The organism is Bacillus sp. FSL E2-8887 (assembly GCF_038007205.1).
Classification (GTDB): Bacteria; Bacillota; Bacilli; order Bacillales; family Bacillaceae_G; genus Bacillus_A; species Bacillus_A mycoides.
This window is the reverse complement of sequence record NZ_JBBOWS010000001.1, coordinates 4,596,886-4,610,100: the sequence shown is the minus strand read 5'-3', so window position 1 is coordinate 4,610,100 and position 13,215 is coordinate 4,596,886. Positions and strand designations below refer to the sequence as shown.

Annotated in this window: 12 protein-coding genes and 1 other annotated feature (1 of these 13 only partly in view); of the genes, 9 read left to right on the top strand and 3 right to left on the bottom strand. The window is 37.6% G+C overall.

Annotated elements, in window-relative coordinates:
• Window positions 1-59, top strand: a binding site (T-box leader); it begins 178 nt to the left of the window's first position.
• A gap of 65 nt (window positions 60-124) precedes the next feature.
• The 3 genes from NSQ08_RS23865 (at window position 125) to NSQ08_RS23855 (ending at window position 2,984) form a co-directional block, all read left to right on the top strand.
• A complete protein-coding gene (locus tag NSQ08_RS23865) occupies window positions 125-1,438 on the top strand; it encodes an APC family permease (RefSeq protein ID WP_340779234.1) in 1,314 nt (437 codons plus the stop codon).
• Entirely contained in the window at window positions 1,438-2,733 is a 1,296-nt protein-coding gene (locus NSQ08_RS23860) for an MFS transporter (RefSeq protein WP_113733854.1), read from the top strand. Before NSQ08_RS23865 ends, NSQ08_RS23860 begins: the two co-directional genes overlap by 1 nt.
• A 77-nt stretch (window positions 2,734-2,810) precedes the next feature.
• Entirely contained in the window at window positions 2,811-2,984 is a 174-nt protein-coding gene (locus tag NSQ08_RS23855) for a hypothetical protein (protein WP_002034605.1), read from the top strand.
• 180 nt (window positions 2,985-3,164) lie between these two features.
• On the opposite strand, the gene NSQ08_RS23850 is transcribed toward NSQ08_RS23855, so the two are convergent.
• Window positions 3,165-3,923, bottom strand: coding sequence for a TrmB family transcriptional regulator (locus NSQ08_RS23850; protein WP_002034606.1), 759 nt, complete (start codon window positions 3,921-3,923; stop codon window positions 3,165-3,167).
• A 208-nt stretch (window positions 3,924-4,131) separates the two neighbouring features.
• Between NSQ08_RS23850 and NSQ08_RS23845 the strand changes: the two genes are divergently transcribed.
• The 4 genes from NSQ08_RS23845 (at window position 4,132) to NSQ08_RS23830 (ending at window position 8,034) form a co-directional block, all read left to right on the top strand.
• The gene (locus tag NSQ08_RS23845) at window positions 4,132-6,132 is read left to right on the top strand and encodes a methyl-accepting chemotaxis protein (protein WP_340779226.1); all 2,001 of its coding nucleotides are present in this window, start codon (window positions 4,132-4,134) and stop codon (window positions 6,130-6,132) included.
• Between the two features lie 77 nt (window positions 6,133-6,209).
• Complete coding sequence (locus NSQ08_RS23840; protein ID WP_001018862.1) at window positions 6,210-6,512, top strand: MTH1187 family thiamine-binding protein; 303 nt, start codon at window positions 6,210-6,212, stop codon at window positions 6,510-6,512.
• A gap of 48 nt (window positions 6,513-6,560) precedes the next feature.
• On the top strand, window positions 6,561-6,806 hold the full coding sequence (locus tag NSQ08_RS23835) for a YusU family protein (protein ID WP_001290599.1): 246 nt from the start codon (window positions 6,561-6,563) through the stop codon (window positions 6,804-6,806).
• Window positions 6,807-7,116: 310 nt separating this feature from the next.
• Window positions 7,117-8,034, top strand: coding sequence for a proline dehydrogenase family protein (locus tag NSQ08_RS23830; RefSeq protein ID WP_002089421.1), 918 nt, complete (start codon window positions 7,117-7,119; stop codon window positions 8,032-8,034).
• 22 nt (window positions 8,035-8,056) lie between these two features.
• Here NSQ08_RS23830 and NSQ08_RS23825 read toward each other — a convergent pair whose 3' ends face one another.
• Window positions 8,057-8,896 carry a D-alanyl-D-alanine carboxypeptidase family protein gene (locus tag NSQ08_RS23825; RefSeq protein WP_002143652.1) on the bottom strand — a complete coding sequence of 280 codons (840 nt, stop codon included), beginning with the start codon at window positions 8,894-8,896 and terminating at the stop codon, window positions 8,057-8,059.
• A gap of 97 nt (window positions 8,897-8,993) precedes the next feature.
• The gene (locus NSQ08_RS23820) at window positions 8,994-9,140 is read right to left on the bottom strand and encodes a YuzL family protein (RefSeq protein ID WP_002034611.1); all 147 of its coding nucleotides are present in this window, start codon (window positions 9,138-9,140) and stop codon (window positions 8,994-8,996) included.
• Between the two features lie 237 nt (window positions 9,141-9,377).
• On the opposite strand from NSQ08_RS23820, the gene NSQ08_RS23815 reads away from it, so the two are divergent.
• Window positions 9,378-11,759 (top strand): 3-hydroxyacyl-CoA dehydrogenase/enoyl-CoA hydratase family protein, encoded by a 2,382-nt coding sequence (locus NSQ08_RS23815; protein WP_002143651.1) that lies wholly within the window; start codon window positions 9,378-9,380, stop codon window positions 11,757-11,759.
• Between the two features lie 21 nt (window positions 11,760-11,780).
• Entirely contained in the window at window positions 11,781-12,953 is a 1,173-nt protein-coding gene (locus tag NSQ08_RS23810) for an acetyl-CoA C-acetyltransferase (protein ID WP_001206332.1), read from the top strand.
• Window positions 12,954-13,215: the final 262 nt, after the last annotated feature.

Genomic DNA, 13,215 nt, shown 5'->3' with positions numbered 1-13,215 from the left:
TGTGTCACTTTACTAATTGAAACAAGGGTGGAACCACGAATACAACACTCGTCCCTTTTTTAGGGAGGAGTGTTTTTTTATTTCATTTTTGCATCACACTAGAATTGGAAGGAGGATACGCAGCATGCATCATGATGAGAAAAACAAAATTGGTTTAACAGTAGCACTTTCTATCGTAGTAGGAACTATTATTGGGTCTGGTGTGTTTATGAAACCAGGGAGCGTATTAGATTACTCAGGGAGTTCTAATATGGCTATTCTTGCTTGGGTAATTGGTGGTCTGTTGACGTTAGCAAGTGGTTTAACAGTAGCCGAAATTGGAGCGCAAATTCCGAAAAATGGTGGGTTGTATACGTATTTAGAGGAGATTTACGGAAGTTTTTGGGGGTATTTATCTGGCTGGATGCAAACAATTGTTTATGGACCAGCTATTATTGGAACGTTAGGTTTGTATTTTAGTTCTTTAATGATCAATTTTTTCTATTTAGATAAAGTCTGGAATTTACCAATCGCAATTGGAACAGTTGTGTTCCTAGGCGTTATAAATAGTTTTGGGACAAAATATGGGGGCATCGTCCAAACGGTTACGACAGTTGGGAAGATGATTCCAATTATATTAATTGTTGTGCTAGGGTTTTGGAAAGGGAATAGTGATATCTTCAACGTAGTTGTACCGATATCAGAAAATCAAAGTATCGGGATGGCAATTTTAGCAACTTTATTTGCCTATGATGGCTGGATTTTACTCGCTTCTATTGGCGGAGAAATGAAGAACCCAACAAAGTTATTACCGAAGGCAATGACAGTTGGGATTTTAATTGTAACAGCTGCTTACGTGTTAATTAACTTAGCGTTATTAAATGTATTACCAGCAGCGAAAATTGTAGACCTTGGAGAAAATGCAACAGCGACAGCTGCGGGTATGTTACTTGGAGAATATGGCGGGAAAATTATTAGTATCGGTATTATCATTTCTATTTTCGGTTGTTTAAATGGAAAGATTTTAACGTTCCCACGTATTCCGATGTCGATGGCAGAGCGTGGACACCTTCCGTTTTCTAAGTTTATTGCAAAAGAAAATTCGAGATTTAAAACACCAGCAAATGCGATTACTGTTGAAATCATTTTAGGAATTATTTTAATGCTTATTAGTGATCCGAATAAGCTATCTGAGATTTCCGTATTCATTATTTATATTTTCTACGTAATGACGTTTATTGGTGTCTTCATTTTACGAAGACGTAACAAGGATAAAGAGCGTGCATATAGTGTACCGTTATTCCCGATTGTACCAATCGTTGCGATTTTAGGGTCATTGTTTGTACTTGGAAGTGCGATTATTAACGATCCGGTAAGTTGTTTCTTATCAATTGGAATGGTATTTACTGGACTTCCGGTGTATTGGTACTTAAATAAGAAGAAAGAAACTGGAGTTTAATGATTGAAGGGCAGGCGTATAATACGCCTGCTTTTTTCGCTGTAAAAAAATTGTACTTGCGTCCACTTTCTCTTTTGGTTACTATAATGGTAGTAACCAAAAGAGAAAGTGTGGGGGAAGACTTGAATTTTCGTGTATATATTTTAGCTATTGCGGCTTTCGTAGTCGGAACGGTTGAGCTAATTATAGGAGGAACGCTTGATTTAGTTGCCAATGATTTAGGTGTGTCGATTAGTGCAGCTGGTCAGCTTATTACAATATTTTCAGTAGTATTCGCTCTATCAGGGCCAGTTTTATTAGCATTAACAGGCAAGTTTGAAAGAAAGAAATTGTATGTTGTGGCATTATCAATTTTCTTAATTGGAAATATCATTTCGGCATTTAGTGTGAATTACGGGATGTTAATGTTCTCGAGAGTAATTTGTGCAGCGAGTGGATCGCTTATTATTGCACTATCGGTTACACTTGCTTCTAGTGTAGTAGAGCCGCATTTTCGTGCGCGTGCAATTGGAATCATTTTTATGGGTATTAGTGGATCACTCGTACTTGGAGTACCGCTCGGTCTTGTGCTCGGAAATGCATATGGATGGCGTGCACCATTTGTATTAATTTCAATATTAACGGTTATGGCGATTGCTTGTATTTCGTTGTTCTTAACGAAAGTACCAGCGACATCGGTATTATCAATAAGAGAACAAATTGCTACGTTAAAGGATAAAAAAATTGTAAGCGCACAGTTAACATCATTTTTATTTTTAACAGGTCATTTAACGCTATACGCATATTTAACACCGTTTTTAAAAGATGTGATGCATGTTGAAGCAAATTGGATTAGTGTGTTTTACTTCATTTTCGGAATTGCAGCGGTACTTGGAGGTGGCCTTGGCGGCTTGCTTGCTGATAAATGGGGATCGAAGAAAAGTATTATTTCCATCATTATCGTATTTGCATGTGCAATCTTTATGTTGCCGATGATGACATTCTCATTCCCGCTTTTCATTATTATGATGGGGCTTTGGAGTATGCTGAGCTGGGCAATTTCGCCAGCACAGCAAAACTATTTAATTGAAATTGCGCCAGAATCAGCTGGTATTCAGCAAGGTTTAAATAACTCTGCACTTCATTTAGGAATTGCACTTGGCTCAACAGTGGGCGGAGTTGTTATTGAGAAATCATCTGTTATATATAACGCTTGGGTAGGCGGCGTTTTCATTATATTGGCACTGCTTTGTGCGGTTTTCTCTATTACGAGAGGACGCTCGAATCAGCTTACGAAAGAAGAATCTATCATTTGATAGGTTCTTTTTTGTGTAAAACATTGCAGGGGTTAGTAGAGAAATGGAGAAGGGAGTATATAGCGAGGTGATAGTATATGGAGTCTAATTTTTCAATTATTGGTTTTCTAATTTCTTTAGTCCCATTATTTCTTATTATTTTTGTATTTAGATGGATTCGTTTCATCTATCAAAATTCTGAGAAACAAGTAGAGCAAAATGAGAAGATTATTGAGCTTTTGATGGAGATAAAGGAGCAAAAGAAGTCGTGAAATGAACGTTCTGTATTTACACATCAAAACCATCCGAAAAACCAACTACATAAAATTAAATTAGCGAAAGCGTAAAAAAGAGCTGTACCAAATGAGTATGTAAAACTCCGTTTGATACAGCTTTTTTTGTATGAAAAATTATATTATCTATTCAAATGGTAGAATCGGTTTTGGGAATTGTTAATATCTCAACTTCATCAACAATTCCTTAATTTCCTCATCCTGCATAAAGAGATCATGGTGCTTCTCTGTAATCTTCGCAAGTGCAACGTCATGATAGAAGAACTCCGTAAAGAACTTCACGAAAGGTTGTGACATTGTTTTCATCGCTTGCCATGATTCTTGCTCTACACCAGCAAATAAAATTTCACTATCGTCAACGATGAGTAGTAAATAACGCTCTAATGCGTTAGGTTCTTGAGCTGGGATTAAAAAATGCATGTTTTCTAGGTCAGTTTCCACTTTTCCAACTATGAGGGACTCGACTTGGACGCCTTGTTTTTCTTTTTGTTCTAGTAAAGGAAGATATTCTAAAAGGGTATCGTTCCATGCGGAGATGCGTATGGATTCTTTCGCATCTTCTATAAGTTGCCTACTTTGTACTTTAATAGAAGACTGCATTTTTAAACTCCAAACGCGGTCATCTGTAAATGACTTTTTAGAAATATTATTTTCAAGTTCTTTAATATTAGATTGGAATTCTGTCGTTAACTTTTCAATTGCTAGCTTGAGTGGTAATGCTGTATACAATTTTTTCTTTTCAGAAACAGAATCCATTACCATCCCTTTATCAATGAGTCGTGCTAACACTTCGTATATTTTTGCTTTTGGAACACCTGAATGTTTAACGATAGTTGTTGCATCTAATGGGTCATTGCTTGATACGACAACTTCATAAGCTTGGCTTTCATATTGTGAGAAACCGAATTTTTGTAGCATAGTTCCCTCCGAACGAATGAGATTATATGTTAAGGATAATGAACTATTTGTTTTTACACAAGTGTTGAGATAACAAGTAAGTTGATTGAAATGAGAATAAATTTCAATTTTTTAAACTATATGGATTGAGCTTTCTAATTTATCTATTATACTTAATATAGTGATTAATACGATTAAATTTTACCGAGAAGGGGATGCTTGAGGGAATATGTTGAGAAGTTTACGTTTAAAAATTGCAGTAGTATTTTCGGTACTTATTTCTATGATGTTCGTAATATTAGGTACAGCTATGTATCAATTACAGAAAGAAAAGGAAGTGCGTTCCTTAGACCAGTATTCTCAAAATACGATGGACCTTGTGACAGAGCAACTTACGACATTTGTTCAAAGAACTGATGAAGATATGGGGTATTACGCGAACAGTGAGATGATTCGTAATATGATTCAAGATGGGGTTACTCCAGAAGAGGAAGCGTTTTTAACGAAAGAGTTTGCAGAGTATAAAAAGAATCATCCCGGTATTTTAGATTTATATATTGGTACGAAAGATAAAAAAACATTAAGTGCCAATCTTGCTGAAGGTGGGCAAGTGCCAGAAGGATATGATCCAACGACAAGAACGTGGTATAAAGATTCAGAGGCTGATGTGAAAAGGGTTCATTGGGGACAACCTTCTTATGAAATTGCGACAGGAAAGTTAAGTGTAGGGGTTTCTAAAGCAATTACAGCTCAAGATGGATCTGTATTAGGCGTTGTTGCGATGGATGTATCGCTCGGAACAATTCAGAAATTGCTTCACAATATTCAATACAATAATGACGGAGAAATGTTTATTATAAATGATAAAAATATGGCTCTTGTTTATCCAGAAAAAGTAGGGAAAGATGTTTCTAAAGAGCCACTTATGAAGAGTTTAAATAAAGAGGTAACAAAATATGCTGTCACTACATTAAAAGGTGAAGATGTAGTTGTTTATAGTCAGTCATTTGATGCGATGAAATGGAAGATAGGAATCTTTTATCCGAAACAAACGATTGATGGATTGTTAAGTAGTACGAGAAATACAGTTATTATAATGGCGTGTATTAGTTTATTAGTTGGAATAGTAGCATCATATTTATTCTCAAGAAGATTAGCAAGACCATTACAACTATTAACAAATCACGTTCAAAAAGTAGCGGAAGGTGATTTAACACTACAAATGAAGGTGACAAGTAAAGATGAGGTTGGTATGCTTACGACTCACTTTAATGATATGGTTGAGCAAATGAATGAAATGGTAAGTAAAATTAAAAATAGTGTATCGACAGTACAGAAATCGACTCACAATCTGCATTATTTAACGAATGAAACTGTAGCAGCTAGTAGAGAAGTTTCAGGTGCAATGGATGATGTGAGCGGAGGCGCGTCTACTCTTGCTAATAGTGTAGATGAAGTTTCAGAACAGCTCGAGAATATGGCGCAGTCAGTGGAACAAATGAATAACTCCGTTGGTGAAATAAAAGGAGTGGCTGGCAAAGCTGAAGAGGCATCTAAGCAGGGACTCAATACGATGCGTAATTTAGTTCGTACAAGAGAACAATCATCTTCTATCGTTGTTCATACGGAAGAAGCGTCCGGTAAGTTAGAGCAAAGGGTTGGATCGATTCAAAATGTGGTAGAACTTATAAAAGGTCTTTCGGATCAAACGAATTTACTGGCTTTAAACGCTTCAATTGAAGCAGCACGTGCAGGTGAGCAAGGTAAGGGCTTTGCTGTTGTTGCGGAAGAGGTTCGGAAATTAGCTGAACAATCAAAAGAGGCAACGGGTGAGATTACAATAATGATTAGCGATGTGCAGTTAGAAGTAAAACGAGTTGTGGAAGTTGTAAGTAAATTGAAAGACATTGCGGATATACAAAATAAAGTTACGACAGAGGCGGAGACAGAATTCCGCACAATTATGTCAGTTGTAAATACTATTAGTACCTCAGTTGAAAAAATTGTAGAAGAGGTAAATAACATAGGTCACGAGCAAGAAGAAATTACAGAAGTTATGCAAACAATTGGTAGCACGAGTCAAGAGAGTGCGGCTGTTTCTGAAGAGGTAAATGCAGCAACTGAGTCACAAGTGAATCATTTAGAAAAAGTAGCTCATACGATGGAAAGTTTGACAGAGAATATGCAGGACTTAGAAAGATTGGTTGAGCAGTTTAAAGTAGAAGAGTAACGTATTAGTAAAATGATGAGAATTTCGGTAAAATAGACAATGGATATATAAGAAGCAGTAATAGGAGGAAGATTATTATGGCAATTGTTGATGTATCGATTATTCCAGTAGGAACAGGTAATCCAAGTGTTAGTGAATATGTAGCAGAAGTACAAAAGGTACTAGAGAAAAATGCTGATCGCGTGAAGTATCAATTAACACCGATGAATACAGTAATTGAAGGAGATCTTCCTGTCATTTTAGAAGTCATTCAACAAATGCATGAAGTTCCATACACGAAAGGTGCACAGCGCGTTGCGACAACAATTCGTATCGATGATCGCCGTGATAAAGTAAGTACGATGGAGAAGAAATTAAACTCTGTTCGATCAAAATTATAAGAAAAAGCAGCGATCTTCGCTGCTTTTTTCATATAGGAGGAAAATAAGATGAGTGAAAAGTTTAATGAGCAGTTTGATGGCTTGCTAGAGAAATACACGGAACTATTACTTGGAGAGAGCAACGAAGAGCGAAAAGAGCAGGTACAGAAATGGGCACTTTATTCTTATATGGCTAAGACGATGCCAGCTTTAGTGAAACATTGGAATGAGACGTATCCAGATGCAAAAGAAGAGATGGTACAGTTAATTACGAATATTAAAAAGCTGAATGATGAGAAGCGAAATGAGAAGTAAGAAGGCTTGAGATAATGTTACCTCAAGTTTTTGTTATTAATATCCTTATATAATTTACATGAAATATAAATGGTTTTGTGAGCATGTCGAATATTTTCGGCATGCTCATTTTTTCCCTAGTAAACCCGTTTTTTCTGAATGTCGAAAAATAGTTTCTTCATATTTACAAACGAGAATATAGAGTTTTAAATGTTTTGATAGTATTTTATAAATTATCTAAATAATTATTTGTATCAAATAATTTTAAACAGTGATATAATTTCGAAGAGGGGTAAAAAACAGATAAATTATAGTCGTAGGGGTGAATTACATGGAACAATTAATGCGAAATTCGTTTCTTTTCTTATCTAAAAATAAAGCGCTAACAAAACTGGCTAAAAAGTACGGTTTACGCTTTGGTGCAGGTCGCTTCGTCGCAGGGGAAACGATTGAATTAGCGACAGCTGCAATTAAAGCATTAAATAAGCAAGGTCTTTGTGTAACAATCGATTATTTAGGTGAATTCGTTGATAACGAAGCGGAAGCAAATGAAATGGCTAGCGAATCGATTGAAGCGATTCGTGCAATTGGAAGAGAAGGTCTTAATTCACAGCTTTCTTTAAAGATGACTTCTATGGGATTAGATATCTCCGACGAAATCGTAATGAACAATATGCGCCGTATTTTAGAAGCTGCAAAAGAAAATGGTGTGTTTATTACAATTGATATGGAAGACTATACGCGCTGCGGAAAAACAATTGATATCTTTAAACAATTAAAATCTGAATACGATAATATTGGTACTGTTATTCAAGCTTATTTATATCGTACAGAAAAAGATATGGAAGATTTAAACGCTTATAATCCTAATTTACGTCTTGTAAAAGGGGCCTATAAAGAACCTGAAGAAGTAGCGTTCCCGGAAAAGAAAGATGTAGATGACAATTATAAAAAAATTATTAAAATGCACTTATTAAATGGAAATTACACTGCAATTGCTTCACATGACGAAGCGATTATTGAATATACGAAAAAACTTGCGGAAGAACACAACATTCCAAGGGATCAATTTGAATTCCAAATGTTATTTGGTATTCGTACAGAGCGTCAACTTGAGCTAGTAAAAGAAGGTTACAAAATGCGCGTTTACGTGCCTTATGGAAACGACTGGTATGGCTATTTCATGCGCCGTCTAGCAGAACGTCCAGCAAACGTTGCGTTCGTATTAAAAGGTATGATCAAAAAATAACCAAGGAGAAAATACTCCTTGGTTATTTTAATTGCTGAAATGCGTAGTGCGCCATTTTCTTCGTATCAGGATATAGCTGCGTACGAGTAGAAGATAACACGACGTTAATGACGCGTTTACCGTCTTTTTCATCAACTGTTACGACTGTGTATTTTCCGAGTGCTGATAAACCGCTTTTACTTCCAATCGCATATGAATCATCATATAGTTCTTCCCGTCCATAGTTTGCGATTTTCGGAGAACGCTCTGAAGTATGTAGTGTTGTATGTATTGAATTCATATATTCTAAAACGATCGGATACTTCAAGGCTTCTTTCGTAATAATAGCAATGTCATATGGTGATACTTTATTTCCAAGTGCATCAGCACCGCTTGCGTTTTTGAAAGTCGCATGTTTTGTCCCAAGTTCCTTCGCCCTAGCGTTCATCATTTTCACAAACTCATTTTTTGATCCTGCGATATGTTCTGCAATTGACTCAGCGATTGGGTCTGCACTAATAATAAGCATAAGTTTTAATGCCTCATCACGTTTTAATTTTTCACCCGCGCGAAGCTTAATCTTCTTACTTTGACTTTCCGTTTTAATCGCATTCTCTGTAACCGTAATTTCTTCATCTTCTTTCACATTTTCTAGTAAGAGTAAGGTAGTCATCATTTTCCCTATACTAGCCGGATAAGAGCGTTCATCTTCCCGTTTTCCATACAAAATTTCACCTGTGTCTGCATCGATTGTAATCCCGTATTGCCCAGTAATGTTAGGCTGATCTGCTCTTACAACTTGTTGCCTTTGTGCATAAGAGAAGAAAATCATCCCTGTAAATAGTGTGGCAATCATTACAATCATAATTATTGTTCGTTTCATCGTCGTTCCCTCTTTTGTTTTCCATATGTACAAATAAATTGGGCAGAAAAAGCAGCCATTAATCATTATGCCACGTTCTCTGCCCAAAAATATACCGTTATTTTTCGCCCATATTATGCTTCTTATATTGTTGGTTATTACTTTGACGCCCTTTTTCAACACCGTGATTATGCGGACCTGCATTTCCAGTTACACTTGCTGCGCTAATTCCAGCTTTTGAAGGGTTCTTCTTAAGTTTTGCCATATATATTCCTCCAGTTTCGTCAGATTATAAAAAGGAAAAGTGCATTTTGATGAAGAAAATACACATGTATAGCATAGCCAAATGAAAGAAATATATTTATTTCAGAAAATTTTATCAATAAATATATTGCGAAAATTCAAACTGTATCATATATTTATTAGTAGAGGCTCACTCATTGATTGCGACTTATGTCGAAAAATTGAATGAGCATTCATTCAAGAATAGGGGGAGAAATGGATGTTCCAAATTAAAAAGGCTGCTGTTCTAGGTTCAGGCGTAATGGGTTCAGGGATTGCGGCACACTTAGCTAATATTGGTATTCCGACATTATTGCTTGATATTGTACCACCTGCGCTTACGAAAGAAGAAGAGGCGAAGGGACTTACATTAGAACATAAAAGTGTGAGAAATCGTTTTAGTAATACGGCTGTGCAAAAACTATTAAAGCAAAAACCAGCTCCTCTGACAGTGAAAGGAAATTTAGCACTGATTGAAGCAGGTAACTTAGAAGATGATCTTGAGCGTCTAGCTGATGTAGATTGGATTATTGAAGTAGTAGTTGAAAACTTAGATATAAAGAAGAAACTATTTGAAAAAGTAGATGCTGTTCGTAAACCAGGCTCAATTGTGAGCTCAAATACATCAGGCATTTCCGTTGAAAAAATGGCAGAGGGTCGTTCAGACGACTTCCAGAAACACTTCTTAGGAACACACTTTTTTAACCCACCACGATATTTAAAACTTCTAGAGGTAATACCGACGAAAGAAACTGATCCACAAGTATTAAGCTTCATGAAACTATTTGGCGAAGACGTTCTTGGAAAAGGCGTTGTTATCGCAAAAGACACACCAAACTTTATTGGAAACCGCATCGGTACGTATGGATTGCTTGTAACGCTTCAAGAAATGATTAAGCGTGGCTATAGCATTGGAGAAGTTGACTCTGTAACAGGTCCATTAATTGGTCGTCCGAAGAGCGCAACGTTCCGTACATTAGATGTTGTTGGTTTAGATACATTTGTACACGTTGCAAATAACGTATATGAAAATGTACAAGAAGAAGAGCGTGATGTATTTAAAGTACCTGCTTTCATGCATGACATGCTTGATAAAAAATGGCTTGGAAGCAAAACAGGTCAAGGCTTCTTCTTAAAACAAGGAAAAGAAATTTTAGAACTAAATCCTGAAACGATGGAATACGAAGCTCGCAAGAAATTAAAAGCTGCATCTATCGAGTTAAGTAAACAAGAAAAAGGTTTATCGAATAAATTGAAAGCGCTTGTATACGCGAAAGACCGCGCAGGAGAGTTGTTATGGAACATCATTACACCAACTCTTTTATACTCTGCAAAACTTCATAAAGAAATTGCTGACGATATCGTTGCAATTGACCAAGCGATGAAGTGGGGCTTCGGCTGGGAGCAAGGGCCATTTGAAGTTTGGGATGCAATCGGCGTTGAAAAGTCCGTTCAAAAGATGGAAGAAAACGGCGTAGTTGTTCCGACTTGGGTGAAAGAAATGTTAGAGAAAGGTTTCACTACTTTCTACAAACACGATAACGGAGATAGCTACTATTACGATAATGGCGAATATAAGCTAATCGAACGTAATAAAAAGGCAATTTCTCTTAAACAATTAAAAGCGAAAAATGGCGTATTAAAGAAAAATAGCGGAGCGAGCTTAATCGATTTAGGCGATGGTATCCTTTGCTTAGAATTCCATTCGAAGAGCAATGCAATCGGTATGGATATTACGCAAATGATTAACTACGCTGTTGATGAAGTAGAGAAAAATTATAAAGGTCTTGTTATCGGAAACCAATCGAAGAACTTCTGCGTTGGTGCGAACCTTGCAATGATCTTAATGGAAGCACAAGACGACAACTACTTTGAAATTGAGTGGGTTGTGAAAAACTTCCAAGATGCAATGACGAAAATTAAGTACTCTTCTAAGCCAGTTGTAGCGGCGCCATATGGTATGACGCTTGGCGGCGGTACAGAAGTTTGTTTACCAGCAGCGAGCATTCAAGCTTCTAGCGAAACATATATGGGCTTAGTAGAAGTAGGTGTTGGCTTAATCCCTGGCGGAGGCGGTAACAAAGAGTTATACATTAAACACTTAAACAAAATGGCAAACGGTGTAGAATTTGACTTACAAAAAGTTGCGAATAAAGTATTCGAATCTGTAGCGATGGCGAAAGTTTCTACATCAGCACAAGAAGCTGTATCGAACAACTTCTTAGGCGATAAAGACGGTATTAGTGTGAATGGTGATCACTTACTATATGATGCGAAACAAAAAGCACTTTCTTTATATGAAGCAGGTTATAAAGCACCTATCCGCAAAAAGATACCAGTTGTTGGTGAGACAGGATATGCAGCGCTTGTACTTGGTGCAGAGGCAATGCATTTATCAGGTTACATTTCTGAACATGATCTGCACATTGCGAAGAAACTGGCATATGTCATTGCGGGCGGAAAAGTGCCGTACGGAACAGAAGTTGATGAGCAGTATTTATTAGATGTAGAACGTGAAGCATTTATTAGCTTAGTAAGTGAGATGAAATCACAAGCAAGAATGCAGCACATGCTTGTAAAAGGAAAACCATTACGTAACTAATAACGAGGGGAGATATCGTTCATGAGAGAAGCTGTCATTGTTGCGGGAGCAAGAACACCAATTGGAAAAGCAAAGAGGGGTTCATTAAAAACAGTTCGTCCTGACGATCTAGGGGCGTTAGTAGTAAAAGAAACGTTAAAGCGTGCGAATTATGAAGGACCAATCGATGATTTAATTTTCGGTTGTGCGATGCCAGAAGCAGAGCAAGGTTTAAATATGGCTCGTAATATCGGCGGATTAGCAGGACTTTCTTACGATGTTCCAGCTATTACAATTAACCGTTACTGTTCTTCAGGTTTACAAAGTATCGCTTACGGAGCAGAGCGCATTATGCTTGGTCACTCTGAAGCTGTATTATCAGGCGGAGCGGAATCAATGAGTTTAGTTCCAATGATGGGACACGTTGTTCGTCCGAATAGTCGCCTTGTAGAAGCAGCACCAGAATATTATATGGGTATGGGGCATACAGCAGAGCAAGTTGCTGTGAAATATGGAATTTCTCGTGAAGAACAAGATGCATTTGCAGTAAGAAGTCATCAACGTGCTGCGAAAGCATTAGCTGCAGGGAACTTTGCGGATGAAACAGTATCTGTAGATGTGACGTTACGCTCGGTTGGATCAAACAACAAACTGCAAGAAGAAACAATCATTTTCGCACAAGACGAAGGTGTAAGAGCAGAGACAACGCTAGACATTTTAGGTAAATTACGTCCAGCATTTAACGTTCGCGGTTCTGTAACGGCTGGTAACTCTTCACAAATGAGTGACGGTGCAGCATCTGTACTATTAATGGATCGTGAAAAAGCAGTGAGCGATGGCATGAAGCCACTTGCAAAATTCCGTTCATTCGCAGTAGCTGGAGTACCACCAGAAGTAATGGGAATCGGCCCAATTGCTGCAATTCCGAAAGCGTTAAAATTAGCTGGTTTAGAGCTATCTGATATCGGTCTATTTGAACTAAATGAAGCATTCGCTTCTCAATCTATCCAAGTTATTCGTGAACTTGGTCTAGATGAAGAAAAAGTAAACGTAAACGGCGGTGCAATCGCACTTGGACATCCACTTGGCTGTACAGGAGCAAAACTAACACTATCTCTTATTCACGAAATGAAACGTCGCAACCAACAATTCGGTATCGTAACAATGTGTATCGGCGGCGGAATGGGAGCAGCGGGAGTGTTTGAATTACTATAAAAAAAAGTGGAAGCGGCTCGCTCAGAATGTGAGGGGGATGGAGCTTCAGACGAAGAGGCGCTGTTTGCCTCGTAGGAAGAAGCGAAGCCATCGAACATTCTAGCCGCTGGAACTGGATTATATAAAAAGTGCAGGTGGCTTGCTTAGAACAGGAGGGCGTTGGAAGCCCTGACGAAGAGGCGCTTTTTGCCTCACAGGAAGGGGTGAAACGACCGACTGTTCTAGCCGCTGGAACTGGATTATAAAAAAAGCGCAGGCGGCT